Source organism: Streptomyces sp. NBC_00597 (assembly GCF_041431095.1).
In the GTDB taxonomy this organism is placed as follows: Bacteria; Actinomycetota; Actinomycetes; order Streptomycetales; family Streptomycetaceae; genus Streptomyces.
In genome coordinates this window covers 1,352,386-1,369,891 of record NZ_CP107757.1, presented here as the reverse complement: position 1 = coordinate 1,369,891, position 17,506 = coordinate 1,352,386, and the positions used below count along the sequence as shown (strand labels likewise).

Below are 17,506 nucleotides of genomic sequence, written 5' to 3'. Positions count from 1 at the left end.
TCCCGGAGTCCCGGCTCGCGCTCCACGGTGAGAACCAAGGGGTGGAGGCACACCATGAGCACCACGCACACCATCCTCGACGCAATGGCCCCGGAGGCCCGCGAAGCCCTCCTCGCCCACTCCCCCACGGTCACCTTCCCCACCGGCACCCGCATCTGTGCCTGGAGGACTCCGCCACCGGCCGGGCCGTCTCCGTTGCCGTGTCCGCCGTGATCGCCGATCGGCTCGACTCCGCCCGCACCAAGCTGCTCGTCCCGTTCGCTCCCCGCGGCAGCGGCACCCCGCTCGCCCACGCACGCTGAGGACCCGCCATGACCTCCACCCCGTACACCGTCGCCGACGTGATGACCACCAGGTACATCGCCGTCACCCCCGACACCGGCTTCAAGGACATCGCAGCCGCCATCAAGCGCTGGAAGGTCACCGCCCTTCCCGTCGTCGAAGGCGAAGGCCGCGTCGTCGGCGTGGTCTCCGAGGCCGACCTGCTGCCCAAGGAGGAGTTCCACGAGCACCGCCCCGGCCTCATCGAGCAGATGCGCCGCCTCGGCGACACCGCCAAGGCCGGCTCCACCCGTGCGGAGAACCTGATGACCGCTCCCGCGGTCACGATCCGCCCCGACGCCACCCTCCCCCAAGCAGCCCGCCTCATGGCAGACCGGCACATCAAGCGCCTCCCGGTCGTCGACGCCGACGGCACCCTCAAGGGCGTCGTCAGCCGCTCCGACCTCCTGAAGGTCTTCCTGCGCACCGACGAGGAACTCACCGCCGAAATCCGAAAGAGCGTCATCGAACGCCTGTTCCCGCTCTCCCACAAGGAGGTCACGGTCACCGTCACACAAGGCATCGCCACCCTGACCGGCAGCGTCCGGGACGACCACCTGATTCCCATGGCCGAGCACCTCGCCCGATCCGTCGAGGGCATCGTCGACGTCCGCTGCCGGCTGGAGGCACGCACTGGACCATGAGCGTCTTCTCGTGCGCCACGAAGTGGTCCCGGGTGGGGACGAGCGTGCCGTCCACGATGCGCACGGTGTCCTCGGCGAACCGCTTGCGGGGCTGCAGGGCAAGCTTCGGCCCGAGGTGGTCGATGATGCGCGGCGACCAGCAAGCCCGGTCCCTGCCGAACTGCCGTGGGTCCAGCCCGGTGAACGGGCGTACCCATGCCGGCTCCGACGCCGTGATCACACCAGCGACGACGAGATCATTCCACTGCTTCCCGCCCGTCGTGCCCGAAGGCGATGCGGCAACGTTCGACCTGGTCGGCCACCTGCTCAAGGAACCAGCGCATGACCTCGTACGGGATGACGTGCTCATCGTGGCTGTGGATGTGGACGGTCGGTTCCAGATTCGGATCCTCATCGGGGACGAGCGCCACCATGAAGGCGGCTCCAGGCAGGTACCTCTCGGCACTGGTGTCCTCGGCCCACGTGGCCGGCGCAGGCACGGCCTCACTCAGCTCCACAGCCCAGGCGTCGTCGGGCAAGGCGTAGTGGAACTGGACGGCGTAGTGACGGCCCGCATGTTCTCGCAGCTCGGCTGGCATGACGGCAGGCTGCCACAGGCACGAATTCCCGTCGCCGCAGCCCCCACCAGCCGTACCTAGCTGCCGTAGATGCTCAGGCCCATGGGCGGTGGAGACATCACCGGCTACGCGATGGAGGCCGACATCGGCAGCGCCGTGCGGATCGCGGACAATGTGGCGATGGCGTACAGCACGTGCTCATACGAGGGTCAGCCGCGCCGGTACGTGGTGAAGTTACGGGTGCAGAATCCGCCGGCCCACGTCAGCGAACGCCGCGAGGACCTCGCCCGGCTGCGCCTCTTGACCGCAAGCACCATCCCGCTGAGGTCGTGCGGGTCACCGAGAACCTTCTACCGAGGACGCAGCCTGTGCATCACGACGACGAACCGGTCTTCAGACGGAGCAAGTGGGGTACGAACAGCTACTACTACAACCCCCGCAACCCCGTCGGGCTCGCCCTCATCGTCATCACCCTGCTCTTCGTCGGGACGATGATGGTCCTCATGGCGAACCGGGCCGGCCCGTTCGAGCCCTCCCCCGCCCCCGCGCCCGTGCCGTGGAGCCCGCCGCCGTACGACTACTCCCGGCCGTCACCGTGGAGCAGCCCACCGGGCCCTTGAAGCCGATGGGGTCCTCGCCCGGCGGGAACCCCATCAAGACGGACACCGTCCGCACCGACTCCCTCGTCTCGTCCACTGGTCCGACGGGGTGGCCCAGCAGATGATCGTCGGGGACACGCAGGGAAGCCAGGTCGACATCGACCCGACGGTCCTGGCCCGCGCGGCGCGGCACGACCGCCCTGCGACAGCTGGCGCAGCGCATCGACCGCGAGACGGCCCGCACGGCCTTCAAAGTCTCCGGCTTGCAGCGACCCGCTCCCCGCCTGGGTGCTGCCACTGGAAGCGTGAGCGTCACCGCGGGTTCCTTCAGCGATGTGGATCTCCACGACGCCGGGCCGGGTCTCGGCCGTCAGCCGCACGCGGCGGCCCGGCCGCCTGAATGGTGAGCACGCGGGCGAGCACGGCCGCGTCGGCGATCACGCCGGGCCACTGCTCCGGAAGGCTGACGCGCAGCGTACGGCCCCGTCCTCCGCGGCGGCGCGCACCGGCTCCCGGCCCCGATGGGCTACCGCAGTCGGAACACCGGCAGCCTCAGACGTCATCTCATTTGGCGAGTCTGCGGTAGATGCTCGGCCTTGCGTTCGTAGAGGCGATGGAGTCGGCGACAGTCGGCGAGCCAGGCCATGGTCCGTTCTATGGTCCAGCGGTGACGTCCCAGCCGCTGCGAGGACTCGATTCCTCTGCGGGCGATGCGGTGCTTGATGCCGCGCTGACGTCACCATTTCCGCAGGTGAGCGTAGTCGTAACCCTTGTCTGCATGGAGCTTGGCGGGCTTGCGCCGACGGCGTCCGCGGCGTGAACGGATGGGCGGGATAGCGCGTACGAGGGGTTCGAGTGCCTGACTGTCGTGCAGATTCGCCCCCGAGATTCCGACGGACAGGGGTAGACCCGTTCGCTCTGTGATCAAGTGGATCTTCGATCCGAACTTGCCCTGTCGACAGGATTCGGACCTGTCAGGTCCCCGTTACCGTCTTCGTGGCCCACATGTTCACGGCGTCGATCGCGCATCGGGACCAGTCCAGGTCGCCGCGGGCGCCGAGCTCGTCAAGGACCAGGCGGTGGAGCTTGGCCCACACCCTGGCCTTCGTCCACTCGGAGAAGCGTCGGTGGGCTGTCGCCCCCGATGGCCCGAACGATGCCTCGGGCAGCTGCTGCCAGGTACAACCCGAGGTGGCAACGAAGACGATCGCGGCCAGTACTTCACGGTCACCATGCCGACGTCGGCCACCGCCCTGAGGCCGCAATGGCGCCTCCGGCACCACCCGCTGGAACAGCGCCCACAACTCATCCGGCACCAGCCGCTCAACAATCCCCGCCACGACCGACAACCTACCCAACCATCCAAATGAGATGGCTTCTTACGGACCACTGCCCTGTAACAAGCCGTGCGTACCGCCGTTCTCACTGGTCAGCGCGGGTGCCGCTGCCGTACCACCAACAGACCAAGAACGTTTTTTGTAGCTGCTACTCCCCAAAAAAGCTTGGGTGCTTCTAGAGGAGCGAAGTCCGGCGCCTGGAGGAAGTATTGCCCTCTCCGTGCAATATCCCGACAGTTTCATAGGGTAGTCGAAAAGCAACCATGAGCAATCTCCGGAGCTCTTCAAACGCTTCTCCTGGACCAGTCACGGACCACAATCACCTCCTGGGACGAACATCGGGGCCTTGGCCCCGTCTCCATGGGTCTTCCCCGGCGGCCGGCCCGGACGCCCGATCAGCACCACACAACTGACCCAGCGGCTGGACCAGCTCGGAATTCGACCCAGCCAGGCCCGCAGCACCGCACTGTTCCAACTCCCCACCGTGGCGGTCGAAGATGTCCGCCGCACCCTGGGGGATGCGGGCTGGTTCACGGGGTGGGAGGTGCGACTGCGACCGTCCCCGGCATCAGCCCCGGTCACGGGCGTGCCAGGGTGCTGGAGAGGTTGCTGGCCTCCGTCCGGGCTGAGTTCCGCACTGCGATCCACCATCCAGGTCACCAAATGTGACCGCGTGACCGGGCAGCAGGGTCTGTACGACGGGCACGTCATCCGGCGGCGCCGCCAGGGCCGGACAGCCCTGGCGGATTTTCTCGCTGCCCCTGGGCGGCCCGTTCGTGGACGCGGTGAACTCGCCGCCTGCGCGGCTGATGGGTGCCGCTTCGGCGTCAACGGGCGGGAGTTGTGCGTGCGGCACTACGACCGTTGGGTGCGGGCCGGACGGTCTGACTCGGATGAGTGGCGGCGCCGGCCCTGGAGGCCGCTGACCGGTTTCCGGATGCGTGCCGTCTGCCGTGCTGCACGCTCTGGGTCGGCAATCCGGGGAAGATCTTCTGTCGAGGCCATCATGACCAGTGGAGGAACGCCGGCCCGGACCGCGCCTCCAGCTCCCCGTGGGCGATGACGATGGTGTCCACGACCAGCGCCTCGCCCCCGGATTACGTCCGAACGGCGGGAGCGGGCGGGCAGGAGTGGGAGCCCTGTTGACAGCCGGGCCGACGCCGGGCCAGCCGCCGACTCGACCGTGATGGGCAGGCTTTTCCGGCTCCCCGCCAGAGTGACGAGTCCAGGCGGGTGGCTATAATCATATGTACGGGTTGGTTGCAACTGGGGGAATCAACCTGCTTCGGGAATCAACCTGCTTCCGCGGTGACGAGCCCGGAGTTCGGGGCTTGAGAACATCGCACACCAGTCCAGCGGGTCCGTGGCCCAGCGAGGCCGCGTTGACGGCGACTTTGCGCTCGTTAAATCTATGCGGCCACATGCATAACCCGCGCACACCTCCTACGTAAGGAGGCAGAACAACTTCGCGCCGCAGCAAGTGGCAGAACAACGAGAAGGGTTCTGAACCATGCAGGCACTGAGAATGAAGCGGCTCTTCGCGGTGTCCGCCATCGGCGTTCTGATGGCCGGTGGCGCCGCCCTCGGGGCCGCCGGTACGGCCTCGGCGGCAACCCCCACCTACTCCGTCACTTACGTCCACGGCGGTGGCTGGGACGATGACGGCGGTGGCCACGGAGGTTACGGCCACGGCGGGTACGACGACGATGACGACTGGGGCGGAGGGTACGGCGACTGTGGCTGACGAGTAGACCAGGCTGTGCGGCCCAAAGGCCGGCCGCACAGTCATCACGCTCGGCCGGACCCTTGCCACCACACGTGATCGGGTCATCTATCGGGCGATGGGATTTTGGGCCGCAGCAGGGGCGCCAGCGGCCGTGATCAGATTGTGCACGTTGCCGGCGATCCCGGCAGCGCAAACGACGATGTACAGAAGGGGCTTGGACGGCTGCGGCTCGGTCACGCGGCTACTCCCAGTCGGCGGCTGACGTGGTGGAGCTCTGGCAGCGTACGACGGCGGTCCCGAGTTGCGACCAACTCTCGGACGGCCGGCCGGCGTACGTCCTGAGCCTGGTAACCGTAGGCGAGGCGACCCTGCTGCGCACGAGTCCCCCTCCTGTCGGGGACTCGTGCGCCCTGTACACCTCAATCGGCGAGCCAAACCGCTTCACCGATTCGTGCGACTCATTGCGCAAGCTCCCGTGGGTCCAGCGGCATTCTCCAGAAGTTGCGGCGGTGTGCCGCGTCGAGTTCGGCCTGGAGCGGGGACGGGGGAACCACCAACACGGGGCAGGCGGCGTGCGCGAGGCAGTGGCGGGCCACCGAGGGGCAGACGAGGCGGCGCAGCGCGGCGCGGGATCCCGTGCCCACCACGAGGAGGTCTTCCGGATCGCGTGCGACGTCCACGAGGGCCGCACCCGGGGTCCCTCGTACCGTGAGGCCCTCTAGGGTGACACCGGGCTTCACGGCGCCGAACGCCGTATCGAGAACCTCGCGGAGTCTTTCGGCGGGCGCGGCACGGCACTGGGCGAGGGCATGGGGCCCGAGACCGTTGCGGCTTCCGAGTTCGCCGCCCGGTGACTGCCAGGCCAGGACGGCCCACAGGTCCGCACCACGCACGCGCGCTTCCGCGGCGGCCCGGTGCAACGCGGCCAGATTGCCCGCCGTTCCGGTCACACCGACCACGACTCTCCGCATGGCCTCTTCTCTCTCGTCTCGTCCGACGGTCCTCATGAAACGGCCTCGTCGGGGGATGAGGTGCGGTTGCTGATGTCCTTCTAGTGTCCTGCGCCGGAGATCCGTCGTTAGTTTATGTATGACTGCTTCTGCGGATGTGCCGGTGCCTCGGCGTGGTCCGAAGTTGGAACCGTTGTTGTTGTCTTCCGATGAGCGTGTGGTGTTGGAGCGTTGGGTCCGCAGGGCGTCATCTGCGCAGGCGGTGGCCTTGCGGGCCCGCATCGTGTTGGCGTGTGCCGGTGCTGATGTGCCGCCGATTGTCGTGGTGGCACGGGAGTTGCATATCGCGGCCGACACGGTCCGCAAGTGGCGTCGCCGGTTCCTGGCGGCCCGGCTGGACGGGCTGGTCGACGAGCCCCGGCCTGGCCGGCCACCCACCATCAGCGTTGATCAGGTGGAGGCGGTAGTGGTCGGCACGCTGGAGGAGATCCCGAAGAACGCCACTCACTGGTCGCGTTCATCGATGGCCGCCCGCAGTGGCCTGTCGAAGTCGACAGTGGGCCGGATCTGGCGGAAGTTCCAGCTCAAGCCCCATTTGAGCGACACGTTCAAGCTGTCGACGGACCCGCTGTTCGTGGAGAAGCTCTACGACGTGGTGGGGCTGTATTTCAACCCGCCCGAAGGAGCGGTGGTGCTGTCGGTGGACGAGAAGTCCCAGATCCAGGCTCTTGACCGCTCTCAGCCAGTGCTGCCGATGATGCCCGGCATGCCCGAGCGCCGCACTCACGACTATGTTCGCAACGGGCTGACCACCTTGTTCGCGGCCTTCGACGTCGCGACCGGTGAAGTCATCACCTCACTGCACCGTCGCCACCGGGCCGCGGAGTTCAAGAAGTTCCTCATCAAGATCGACAAAGAGGTCCCCGAACACCTTCAGGTCCACCTGATCTGCGACAACTACGGCACCCACAAAACCCCGGCCATCAAGACGTGGCTGGCCAAACACCCACGGTTCCACCTGCACTTCACACCCACCGGCTCCTCCTGGATCAACCAGGTTGAGCGATGGTTCGGCTTCCTCGCGGACCAGAAGATCCGCCGTGGCGCCCACAAGAGTGTGCGCTCCCTGGAAGCCGACATCCGAGCCTGGGTCAAGCAGTGGAACGAAAACCCGACCCCGTTCACCTGGACCAAGACAGCCGAAGAGATCCTCGACTCACTCGCCCGCTTCTGCCAACGGATCTCCGGCGCAGGACACTAGCGCGGAGATCCGTGACCATGACGGGTTTCTGATGCCACAACGCTCCGGCGTCAGTGATCCGTCAGGACTTGGCCCGCCCCCGTATGGGTCTCGTTACGGGGTGGCCATGGGTGCGGGGATGCGGGGATAGCTTCGAACCCGCGCCCCGGACTGCCTCCCCGCACCCGGGGCGTCACCTGCCGCTCGTGGTTCCTCAGGGAGGGCCCCATGTGTTTGTTCCAGTACGACGACGATCCCGAGCCTGAAGAACAGGTCCCGGCCGGACCCCTGTACGTGCCGGTCCGGCCGGGAGGAGCGGAAGTGGTGGTGCGCCTGTTCCGCACCCCGCTGGGAGCTCGCACCATCGTCGGCTTCACCGGCCCGGACCGTCTGGCCGCGACACTGGGCGTCCAGCAGCCGTGGATCCGGCTCTCCGAGTCCGCGCTCCGCGCGATGGCCGAGCCGCTCGGCGTATCCCTTCTGACCGTCGACCCGACGTTCACCGCTCCCGCGGTCGCCGCGGGGCCTCCGGTCGCGGCTCCACTGCCCCAGGCTTCCCCGATCGCAGCCCGGATCGCCTGATGGGGGATCACACGGTGGCCACAGCTGTTCTGTCCGAGCACGAGGCCAGTGCGGATGATCTGTCGATCTGGCCTGCCTCCACGACTCAGGTAACGCCTGGTGGGCTGGCCGTCGGCGGAGTATCACTGGCAGAGATCGCCGAGCGGTTCGACACTCCGGCCTACGTTCTGGACGAGGGCGAGGTCCGCGAGCGGTGCCGAACCTATCGGGATGCGTTCCCTGAAGCCGATGTCCTCTACGCCGCCAAGGCGTTCCTCTCCCGTGCCATGGTGCGCTGGGTCGATGAGGAGGGTCTGGGGCTCGACGTTTGCTCGGCAGGCGAGTTGGAGCTCGCCGTCACCGCCGGTTTCCCGCCCGACCGCATCGTGTTGCACGGCAATGCCAAGTCACCCCGCGACCTGGAGGCGGCACTGCGGCTCGGCGTGGGGCGGATCGTCATCGACAGCCCGTCCGAGATAGCGAGGATCGCGGCCGCCGTCGGCCCCGGCCGGCGCCAGAAGGTCATGGTGCGGGTGGTGCCCGGCGTCGCCGCCGGCGGGCACGACAAGATCCGTACCGGTACCGACGACCAGAAGTTCGGTCTCTCCCTCACCGACGGGGGCGCACAGCACGCAATCACCCGGGTACTCGGTCAGTCGCAGCTCGAACTCACGGGGCTGCACTGCCACATCGGCTCCCAGATCGCCGACGTGAAGCCCTATCTGGTGGCGCTGCGCCGCATGGTCGGACTGATGGCCCGTGTCCGTGACGCACACGGGGTCGTCCTGGCCGAGCTGGACATGGGCGGTGGCCACGGCATCGCGTACCGGCCCGGCGAGCCCGCCCTCGACCTCACGACGCTCGCGCGCAGGATGCGCGCCGAGCTCATCGAAGGCTGCGCGGCCGCCGGACTGACCGTACCCCGGCTCGTCGTCGAGCCCGGGCGGGCCGTCGTGGGACCGGCCGGAGTCGCCCTGTACCGGGTGCTCACCGTCAAGCACGCCGGGGAGGAGGTGTTCGTCGCCGTCGACGGCGGCATGAGCGACAACCCTCGCCCCGCCCTGTACGGGGTGCGCTACGCGCCCCGTCTGATCGGCCGCGCCTCGACGGCCGGACCGCGTACGGTCACGGTCGTCGGCCGGCACTGCGAGGCCGGCGACATCCTTGCGGCCGACGTGGAGCTGCCCGGCGACATCCACCCCGGCGACCTGCTCGCCACACCGGTGGCGGGTGCGTACCAGCTGTCCATGGCCTCCGGCTACAACCTCGTGGGCCGGCCCGCGGTCATCGCGGTCCATGAGGGCTCGGCCCGGATGCTGGTCCGGCGCGAGACGCTGGAGGACTTCCGCAGCCGCGACATCGGCGGTTAGGGCCGACCTCATAGATCCAACGGATCCTGCGGCCTGCCCGTCTACGGCTGGTAGGCGAGCTCGATCACCATCGCTGCGATGACGCCCCAGACCCCGATCCCGAGCAGCCACAGGGCTTCCAGGGCGGCGCCGGTGGCGATGACGGTCAGTCCGGCCGCCCCGAGGACCAGTACGGTCTGGCGGATCTGGCGGTCTGGGCGCGAGCGAGTGTTCACGTAATGAGAATCCCGCTGGACCTTCGCCATGGCGAGGGTCCAGCGGGATTCCTGTCGGGGTCCTTACGCCGCGTCAGCCGGCGTGGACGTGGGGGCGGCGGGCGCGGTCCGGTTCGGCCTCCCGGATGACCTCGCGGGTGACGGGGGCGACCTCGCCCTGTCCGAAGAGGAAGAAGCGGAAGAAGTTGGCCATCGGGTTGCCCTCGGTCCACTCGAAGTAGATGTGCGGGCGCTGGCCGGTCTCGTCCCGTACGTGGAGGAGGAGGGCGGCGAGGGCGTTGGGGATGCTGGAGCTCTCCAGGGTCAGGACGCGGTAGCGGCCGTGCAGGACTTCACCGCGCACCCGCATGCCGGATTCGAACTCGGACGCGTCCAGGACGGTGACCTCGACGAACATGACGTCGTCCTCGGACGGGATGTCGTTGTCCGCGCGGATCTGCGCCTTCTTCAGCCGGTACTCCTCAAGGTCCCGGTTGTCGGGCTCGTTGGCGATGAACCGGATGGTGCGGTTGGCGGTGTCGCGGATGAACCGTTGGGCCATGTCGTCGAATTCCACGTGGGTGACGCGCAGCTCGAAGACGCGGGCGAGGCGGGAGAGGAGGGAGAGCGCCATGATGCCGGCGATGAAGCAGGCGCCGATCTTCACGCCGTCGGGTCGTTCGGCGACGTTGACGGCGGTGGTGTAGACGAAGACGGCGGAGATGACGCCGAAGCCGATGGTCCAGCCGCGCTCCCCCGCCCGGCGGGCGGCGATGGTCACGGCGACCGCGGCCGAGGTGATCAGGACGAGCACGCCGGTGGCGTACGCGCCGCCCTGCGCGTCCACGTCCGCGTTGAAGATCCAGGTCACGAGGAACGCGATCAGGGTGAACACGATGACCATCGGGCGCAGGGCGCGGGCCCAGTGCGGGGCCATGCCGTACCGGGGCAGGTAGCGCGGCATCAGGTTCAGCAGGCCGGCCATCGCGGAGGCGCCGGCGAACCAGAGGATCAGGATCGTCGAGATGTCGTAAACGGTGCCGAAGGCGGAGCCCAGGTACTCGTGGGCCAGGTAGGCGAGGGCGCGGCCGTTGGCCTCGCCGCCCGGCTGGAACTGGTCGGCCGGGATCAGCAGGGTCGTGATGAGGCTGGAGCAGATCAGGAAGATGCTCATGATCACGGCGGCCGTGGTCAGCAGCTTCTTGGCGCCGCGGATTCGGCCGGCGGGCTTGGCTTCGGTGTCGTCGGGCTCGCCTTGGACGTGCGGCATAACAGCTACACCGGTTTCGAAGCCGGACAGGCCGAGGGCGAGCTTCGGGAACACGACGAGCGCGATCGCGATCATCATGAAGAAGTTGCCGTGCTCGGCGGTGAGCGCGGTGGTCCAGTCGGTGATGACCTGCGGCTCGGTGAACACGTTCCACAGCCCGACGGCCACGACGACGACGTTCAGGCTGAGATAGGTGGCCACCAGGACCACGGCGACGCCGATGGCCTCGCTGAACCCCTTCAGGAACACCCCGCCCAGAAGCGCGATCAGGATCAGGGTGATCAGAACCTCGTGGCCGTGCAGGGTGCTGGTGAGGTGCGGGTTCTCCACCATGTGCGCGGTCGCGTCGGCCGCGGAGAGGGTGATGGTGATGAGGAAGTCGGTCGCCGCGAACCCGAGCAGGGTCAGGACGAACAGCTTCCCCTTCCAGAAGGTGAGCAGCCGCTCCAGCATGGCGATGGAACCCTCGCCGTGCGGGCTCTCCTCCGCGACCCGCCGGTAGACGGGGAGCGCGCCGAACAGTGTCAGCAGTACGAGCACGATGGTCGCCAGCGGCGACAGCAGACCGGCCGCGAGGAACGCGATGCCGGGCTGGTAGCCGAGGGTGGAGAAGTAGTCGAGACCGGTCAGGCACATGACGCGCCACCACGGTCGGCCGTGGGGCTGGGCCGCCGCCTCCTTGGCGGCGGGCGAACTCGTCTGGGCGGTCAAGCCTTCCAGCATCCACGCGCGCAGGCGCGAGGAGCGGGCAGGGGTGGCCATCGTGGGGTGCTCCTGTCGTACGCAAAGAATCAGCCGTCGACATCGACGGCTGAGCCAGCGTACGCAGGCTGATCACTCATGCACGCGAGCGGACAAACCCTGACGCGTCCTTAACGCAAACAGTGCCACCTGTGGCGTAGTAGAGGCACGCACGCTCAGGACGGAGATTGCTGGTGTGGGGGCGGCCCGGACGGGGACCGCCCCCACAGGGGACCCGACGCAGTTCAGCCGAGGCCGGGGATGGTGGACACCAGCAGGTCGATGAGCTTGATGCCGACGAACGGCAGGATCAGGCCGCCGAGCCCGTAGACGCCCAGGTTGCGGCGCAGCAGGTCGTGCGCGGAGGCGGGCTTGTAGCGGACGCCGCGCAGGGCGAGCGGGATGAGGGCGACGATGATCAGGGCGTTGAAGATGATCGCCGAGGTGATGGCGGAGGTCGGGCTGCTCAGGCCCATGATGTTGAGGGCTTCGAGTCCCGGGTAGGCCGAGGCGAACATGGCCGGGATGATCGCGAAGTACTTGGCGACGTCGTTCGTGATCGAGAACGTGGTGAGCGCGCCTCGGGTGATGAGGAGCTGCTTGCCGATCTCGACGATGTCGATGAGCTTGGTGGGGTTGGAGTCCAGGTCCACCATGTTCCCGGCCTCCTTGGCAGCCGAGGTGCCCGTGTTCATCGCCACGCCCACGTCGGCCTGGGCCAGGGCCGGGGCGTCGTTCGTGCCGTCACCGGTCATCGCGACGAGCTTGCCGCCCGCCTGCTCCCGCTTGATGAGGGCGAGCTTGTCCTCGGGGGTGGCCTCTGCGAGGTATTCGTCGACGCCGGCCTCCTGCGCGATGGCGCGGGCCGTCAGCTCGTTGTCGCCGGTCACCATGACCGTACGGATCCCCATGCTGCGCAGCTCCGCGAAGCGCTCCCGGATCCCCTCCTTGACCACGTCCTTGAGGTGGATGATCCCCAGCACCCTCGGGCCGTCCCAGTCGTGGACCGCAACCAGCAGGGGCGTGCCCCCGGACTCGGACACGGTGGCCGACCAAGCTACTGCTTCCGACGGTACGGTCCCGCCGCGCGCCACCACCCAGTCGCAGACCTGCGTCATCGCGCCCTTGCGGATGGCGCAGCCGGCGCCGTTGTCCCAGCTCAGATTCACGCCGCTCATCCGGGTCCGGGCGCTGAACTCGGTGAAGCGGGGGTTGCTGAGGTCCTCCGCGGCGGCCGGCTGGAGTCCGTACTGCTGGGCGAGGGCGACGACGGAGCGGCCCTCGGGCGTCTCGTCGGCGAGCGAGGACAGCTGGGCGGCGTCCGCCAGCTTGATGTGATCCACGCCGGGCAGGGGGATGAAGGCTGCGGCCTCGCGGTTGCCGAAGGTGATGGTGCCGGTCTTGTCGAGGAGCAGGGTGTTCACGTCTCCGGCCGCCTCGACGGCGCGTCCGCTCATCGCGATGACGTTCCGCTGGACGAGCCGGTCCATGCCCGCGATGCCGATCGCCGACAGGAGGGCGCCGATCGTGGTGGGGATGAGGGTGACGAGCAGGGCGACCAGGACGGTCGTGGACTGTGCGGCGTGCGCGTAGGCGGCCATCGGCTGGATGGCGACGACCACCAGGACGAAGATGACGGTGAGTGCGGCCAGCAAGATGTTGAGCGCGATCTCGTTCGGGGTCTTCTGCCGGGTGGCGCCCTCGACCAACGCGATCATGCGGTCGATGAAGCTGTTACCCGGGCGCGAGGTGACCCGTACGACGATCGAGTCGGACAGCACGGTCGTACCGCCGGTGACGCCGGAGCGGTCGCCGCCCGACTCCCGCAGGACGGGTGCCGATTCGCCGGTGACGGCCGACTCGTCCACCATCGCGGCCCCGTCGACCACATCACCGTCGGCCGGGATCAGTTCGCCAACCTCGACGAGCACGAAGTCGAAGGGCTGGAGCTCGGCCGGCGTGACCACCTCGGTCTCGGCCCGGTTCAGGTTCGCCCCGTACGTCCAGTGGTTCAGCCGTACCGCGACGGTGTCCGTACGCGCCTTGCGCAGCGACTCCGCCTGAGCCCGGCCCCGGCCTTCGGCAACGGCCTCGGCGAGGTTGGCGAACAGGACCGTCAGCCAGAGCCAGACGCTGATCACCCAGGTGAAGACGGACGGGTGGATGAGCGCCGAGAGCGTGGTCAGCACTGATCCGACGGCGACGACGAACAGCACCGGCTTCTTGACCAGTTCGCGCGGGTGGAGCTTTCCGACGGCCTCCCGTGCGGAGGCGGCGAGGAGCTCGGGGTCCACGACGTTCACCTGGCCGGAGCGTTTCCGGGACGGTCGGTTGGTCGGGGTCCGCGGAGGTGTCCCGAGACCCGGAGGAACGTGCTGCGCGGCGGCGGGAGGCATGAAGCGACCTTCTGGATGGGTTCGAGGCGTAGCAGCCCCGGCGGCTCGCGGCCAGGGTGCGGAAGAGGGTGTCGCCGCCGGGGACCGTCCCCCATGGACCCCCTCGGCCGTCATGTGAGTATGCGAGGTCCCCGGCGGCGCAACAGGCAGGAAACTACTGCCTGTTCCCTTGGAAATACGCTTGTGGGCGCGGGAATTGGCACCTTCTTGACGGTGGCGCACGAGACGTGTCAAGCCGCCGTCAGAGGTGCGTCAACGCACGTCAGCGTGTGTCTGCCGTGATGCGGAAGCGCAGCCGGCAGATCACGGCGTCGGTGTCGCGGCGGACCGCGTGGGCCACGACGGAGCCGCGCTGGTTCTGGAGCAGCCGCTGCCACAGGTGGGCCGGTTCGGTCTCCGGAATCAGGACGGTCACCTGGGCGTCCGGGTGGGACTGGGCCAGCTTCCGCACGTATGCCGCCAGGGGGCGGCCGAGCGAGCGGGTTTCCGATGAGAGCTCGATCAGCTCGACGCCGGGCTTCCACAACTCCCAGTCCCGCCTGAGGGCTTCAGCGGTCTGGCGGTCCTCGGGAGCCGGGTGGGTGACGGTCACGGCGAGAACGTCATCGCCGAGTGAGCTGGCCGCATTGAGAGCCTGGCTGGTCAGGCGGGACAGTCCGGAGACGGGGACCACGACCACGGAGCGGGAGCGCCGCGGGGCCTGCGGAATCCGGCCGAGCTCCAGGCGTTCGCCGATCTCGGTGTATGCGCGGTGGATCTTCTCGAAGCCGAGAACGAGCAACGGCAGCGCGACGACGATCAGCCAGGCGCCCTCGGTGAACTTGGTGGCGGTGACGACGACGGCCGAGACACCGGTCAGCAGGGCGCCGAAGCCGTTGAGCGCCGCCTTCGCCTGCCAGCCGCGCGGCCGCTCGCCGTACCAGTGCCGGACCATGCCGACCTGGCAGATGGTGAAGCCGATGAAGACGCCGATCGCGAAGAGCGGGACGAGGGTGTTGGTGTCGCCGCCGGAGAAGACGAGCAGCAGGGCGGAGACGAGGGCCAGCCAGACCACGCCGTGGCGGTGGACCTGGCGGTCGGCCTTGAGCGCGAAGACGTGCGGCAGGTGGTTGTCGCGGGCCAACAGGCTCATGAGCACCGGCAGACCACCGAAGGAGGTGTTCGCTGCCAGCGCGAGCAACACCATCGTGGCGAACTGGACCACGTAGAAGGCGGCGTTGTGCCCGAAGGAGGCGTCCGCGAGCTGGGCGAGCACGGTCACGCCCTCGACGGGCTGGAGGTGGAAGCGCCCGATCAGGATCGACAGGCCGATCAGCATCACACCGAGCAGGGCGCCGAGTGCGACCTCGGTGCGCTGGGCGCGGCGGGCGGCCGGCGCCCGGAACGACGGAACGGCGTTGGCGACGGCCTCGACGCCCGTCAGCGCGGAACAGCCGGCGGCGAAGGCCTTCAGCAGCAGGAGCGCACCAACGGTGGTGGCGCCCTCGCCGAGCGCGGAGGCGTGCCCGGCAGCGGAGGCGGTACTGACGGGACCGTCGCGGAAGAGGCCGACGACGACCATCGCGAGGATCGACCCGACGAAGACGGCGGTGGGCACGAGGAACGCCTTGGCGGATTCCACGACCCCTCGCAGGTTCACCGCGGTGACCAGCACCAGGACACCCAGGCAGATCCACACCCGCTCCCCGTACAGCTCGGGGAACGCCGAGGTCAGGGCAGCCACGCCGGCCGTGACGGACACGGCGACGTTCAGCACGTAGTCCAGGATCAGCGAGGCCGCGGCCACCAGACTCGTACGCCGGCCCAGGTGCCGTTTGGCGACGGCGTACGAGCCGCCGCCGTCCGGGAACGCGGCGATGACCTGCCGGTACGAGGCCACCAGGACCGCGAGCAGTGCGGCGATCGCCAGGGTGACGGGGAGGGTGAAGCCCATGCCGTAGGCACCGGCCGTGGCCAGGACGAGCACGATCGACTCCGGCCCGTACGCCACGGACGCCATCGCGTCCAGCGACAGCGCGGCCAGTCCCTGGAGGGCGGTCAGCCGGTGGCGGTCGCCTGCTGCGGGCGCTCGTACGCCGGTATCAGGAGGCTCCTCCGTGCCCGGGGCCTGTCCTGCCGTGCTCGGCTTTCCCATGTCTATGGACATCTTTCGCTGTTCCTCCGTTGGACAAAGTGAGGACAGCGTCGGAATGCCGTGGCTTGATTACCAGTGTTCTTGGCGTCATCCATACGGCCGCTGCTCCAGTATTCACGCGCCTTTGATGCCGAGGCGGGGCAGCCGTATGAGGTGCGTCAAGACCTGGCCGCGGTGTGTGGCTGTCCCTCCGGCAGGGGGCAGTGTTCTTACAGGCGGCACCCCGCCTGCCGCTGTGAAAGGGAGAAGGTCCAGATGGATGCGGAGAACGTGGTCGGACTGGTCATCGCCCTCGCCCTGCTCGGCTATCTCGTGGTCGCTCTGATCAGGCCCGAGAAGTTCTGATTTCGAACCCCTCGTGTCCGGACAGGAGGCATCACATGTCCGGGTATCGACTTCACGACACGGCCGCCCTGCTCGCGGCCCTCGTGGTCCCCTTGCTCGTGGCGCTCGCGCTCGTACCCTTCCGCACTGATCTTTCGGCAACGAACGCGGCTCTGATCCTGGTCGTCGCCGTGGTCGCGGTGGCCGCGCTCGGCACCCGGGTGGCCGGGGCCCTCGCCGCGCTGTCGGCGGCCGCCTGGTTCGACTTCTTCCTGACCGAGCCCTATCAACGGTTCTTGATCGCCGGCCGCGACGACATCGAGACGGCGGTCCTGCTGCTCGTCGTCGCCCTGGTCGTCTCGCAGCTGGCGGTACACGCGCGGCGGCTCCGGAGGACAGTGATCACTGACGCGGCCCATCTGTCGAGCCTTCAGGGAACCGCCCGGCTGACCGAGGACGGCCGCTCGCCGGAGGCCGTGGTCGAGTACGTGCGCCGGGAACTCGTCGGCCTGCTGGGGTTGCGCGGCTGCCGCTTCGAATACGGCACCCTGATGGGAAATCTGCCGCGCCTCCAGCACGATGGCGGCCTGTGGCTGCACCGCCCGGGGCGGGTGACGGAGTACGCCGGCTGGCCGGACGGCGAGACCGAGCTGCGTGTCGTCGGCGGCGGGCACTACTACGGCCGCTTCCTGCTGGATCCCCTCCCCGGCCCGCTCCCCCCGGAACAGGACCGCCTGGTGGCCGTCGCACTGGCCGCCCAGGCCGGCTCCGCCCTGGACACGGCCGGCCTGTCCCACCAGGGCTGACCAGGCTTTCTCCGGCGCTTCACGTAAGGGCGGCGTTAAGAGTTTCCGTGCGTCCGTATGGACCCCGTCAAGGTGTCTTAACGCCGGGATGAAGACACGGTTATCTCGTCATCGGCCATCTGGCCGATTCATTTCTTCCCTCTTCATCCAGGAGCTCACGGTGGCCGATCTGGCCTTCGTCGTCACCACGGTCGCGGTCTTCGCACTGGTGGCTCTCATCGCCCGGGGGGTGACCAAGCTGTGAACGCCGAAAACATCGTCGGCCTCGTCGTGGCCGTCTCCCTACTCGGATACCTCGTCCTCGCCCTTGTGTACCCGGAGAGGTTCTAGCCACCG

The 17,506-nt window shown here is 68.4% G+C and carries 17 protein-coding genes and 3 pseudogenes; 11 read left to right on the top strand and 9 right to left on the bottom strand.

Annotated elements, in window-relative coordinates; translation table 11 throughout:
* The first annotated feature begins 54 nt into the window (after positions 1-54).
* Positions 55-213, top strand: coding sequence for a hypothetical protein (locus OG974_RS05875; RefSeq protein WP_371645664.1), 159 nt, complete (start codon positions 55-57; stop codon positions 211-213).
* A gap of 98 nt (positions 214-311) precedes the next feature.
* Complete coding sequence (locus OG974_RS05870) at positions 312-965, top strand: CBS domain-containing protein (protein WP_327279858.1); 654 nt, start codon at positions 312-314, stop codon at positions 963-965.
* 13 nt (positions 966-978) lie between these two features.
* Here OG974_RS05870 and OG974_RS05865 read toward each other — a convergent pair.
* Together OG974_RS05865 and OG974_RS05860 are read right to left on the bottom strand one after the other, a co-directional pair.
* Positions 979-1,185, bottom strand: a pseudogene (locus OG974_RS05865) (IS5/IS1182 family transposase); the annotation flags it as partial.
* Positions 1,186-1,201: 16 nt separating this feature from the next.
* Positions 1,202-1,543, bottom strand: a complete 342-nt coding sequence (locus OG974_RS05860) for a hypothetical protein (RefSeq protein WP_327279857.1) — start codon at positions 1,541-1,543, stop codon at positions 1,202-1,204.
* A gap of 347 nt (positions 1,544-1,890) precedes the next feature.
* On the opposite strand from OG974_RS05860, the gene OG974_RS05855 reads away from it, so the two are divergent.
* Entirely contained in the window at positions 1,891-2,142 is a 252-nt protein-coding gene (locus OG974_RS05855) for a hypothetical protein (protein ID WP_327279856.1), read from the top strand.
* 538 nt (positions 2,143-2,680) lie between these two features.
* Here OG974_RS05855 and OG974_RS05850 read toward each other — a convergent pair.
* Positions 2,681-3,470: pseudogene (locus tag OG974_RS05850) on the bottom strand (IS5 family transposase).
* A gap of 1,498 nt (positions 3,471-4,968) precedes the next feature.
* Between OG974_RS05850 and OG974_RS05845 the strand changes: the two are divergent.
* Positions 4,969-5,202, top strand: a complete 234-nt coding sequence (locus tag OG974_RS05845; protein ID WP_327279855.1) for a hypothetical protein — start codon at positions 4,969-4,971, stop codon at positions 5,200-5,202.
* 215 nt (positions 5,203-5,417) lie between these two features.
* On the opposite strand, the pseudogene OG974_RS05840 reads toward OG974_RS05845, so the two are convergent.
* Together OG974_RS05840 and OG974_RS05835 are read right to left on the bottom strand one after the other, a co-directional pair.
* Positions 5,418-5,585 (bottom strand): annotated as a pseudogene (locus tag OG974_RS05840) (transcriptional regulator); the annotation flags it as partial.
* A 57-nt stretch (positions 5,586-5,642) separates the two neighbouring features.
* Positions 5,643-6,155, bottom strand: coding sequence for a universal stress protein (locus tag OG974_RS05835; protein WP_371645661.1), 513 nt, complete (start codon positions 6,153-6,155; stop codon positions 5,643-5,645).
* 118 nt (positions 6,156-6,273) lie between these two features.
* Here OG974_RS05835 and OG974_RS05830 point away from each other — a divergent pair, with 118 nt between their 5' ends.
* From OG974_RS05830 to lysA, 3 genes are all read left to right on the top strand, one after another.
* Complete coding sequence (locus tag OG974_RS05830; RefSeq protein ID WP_327280728.1) at positions 6,274-7,395, top strand: IS630 family transposase; 1,122 nt, start codon at positions 6,274-6,276, stop codon at positions 7,393-7,395.
* A gap of 207 nt (positions 7,396-7,602) precedes the next feature.
* Positions 7,603-7,956 (top strand): SAV_915 family protein, encoded by a 354-nt coding sequence (locus OG974_RS05825; protein ID WP_327279853.1) that lies wholly within the window; start codon positions 7,603-7,605, stop codon positions 7,954-7,956.
* The gene (lysA, locus tag OG974_RS05820) at positions 7,956-9,305 is read left to right on the top strand and encodes a diaminopimelate decarboxylase (RefSeq protein WP_371645659.1); all 1,350 of its coding nucleotides are present in this window, start codon (positions 7,956-7,958) and stop codon (positions 9,303-9,305) included. The genes OG974_RS05825 and lysA overlap by 1 nt, the downstream gene beginning before the upstream one ends.
* 41 nt (positions 9,306-9,346) lie before the next feature.
* Here lysA and OG974_RS05815 read toward each other — a convergent pair whose 3' ends face one another.
* From OG974_RS05815 to OG974_RS05800, 4 genes are all read right to left on the bottom strand, one after another.
* Complete coding sequence (locus OG974_RS05815) at positions 9,347-9,520, bottom strand: hypothetical protein (protein ID WP_327279851.1); 174 nt, start codon at positions 9,518-9,520, stop codon at positions 9,347-9,349.
* Positions 9,521-9,593: 73 nt separating this feature from the next.
* Positions 9,594-11,531: an amino acid transporter gene (locus OG974_RS05810; protein WP_327279850.1), complete on the bottom strand. Its 1,938-nt coding sequence runs from the start codon at positions 11,529-11,531 to the stop codon at positions 9,594-9,596.
* Positions 11,532-11,755: 224 nt separating this feature from the next.
* On the bottom strand, positions 11,756-13,906 hold the full coding sequence (gene kdpB, locus OG974_RS05805; RefSeq protein ID WP_327279849.1) for a potassium-transporting ATPase subunit KdpB: 2,151 nt from the start codon (positions 13,904-13,906) through the stop codon (positions 11,756-11,758).
* A 262-nt stretch (positions 13,907-14,168) separates the two neighbouring features.
* On the bottom strand, positions 14,169-16,052 hold the full coding sequence (locus tag OG974_RS05800; protein ID WP_327279848.1) for an APC family permease: 1,884 nt from the start codon (positions 16,050-16,052) through the stop codon (positions 14,169-14,171).
* Positions 16,053-16,295: 243 nt separating this feature from the next.
* Between OG974_RS05800 and kdpF (OG974_RS05795) the strand changes: the two genes are divergently transcribed.
* The 4 genes from kdpF (OG974_RS05795) (at position 16,296) to kdpF (OG974_RS05780) (ending at position 17,500) form a co-directional block, all read left to right on the top strand.
* Positions 16,296-16,385 carry a K(+)-transporting ATPase subunit F gene (kdpF, locus tag OG974_RS05795; protein ID WP_037847856.1) on the top strand — a complete coding sequence of 30 codons (90 nt, stop codon included), beginning with the start codon at positions 16,296-16,298 and terminating at the stop codon, positions 16,383-16,385.
* Between the two features lie 35 nt (positions 16,386-16,420).
* Positions 16,421-17,170 (top strand): DUF4118 domain-containing protein, encoded by a 750-nt coding sequence (locus tag OG974_RS05790; protein ID WP_327279847.1) that lies wholly within the window; start codon positions 16,421-16,423, stop codon positions 17,168-17,170.
* Positions 17,171-17,258: 88 nt separating this feature from the next.
* Entirely contained in the window at positions 17,259-17,414 is a 156-nt protein-coding gene (locus OG974_RS05785; protein ID WP_008734570.1) for a hypothetical protein, read from the top strand.
* A complete protein-coding gene (gene kdpF / locus OG974_RS05780; protein WP_037789535.1) occupies positions 17,411-17,500 on the top strand; it encodes a K(+)-transporting ATPase subunit F in 90 nt (29 codons plus the stop codon). Before OG974_RS05785 ends, kdpF (OG974_RS05780) begins: the two co-directional genes overlap by 4 nt.
* Positions 17,501-17,506 lie beyond the last annotated feature (6 nt).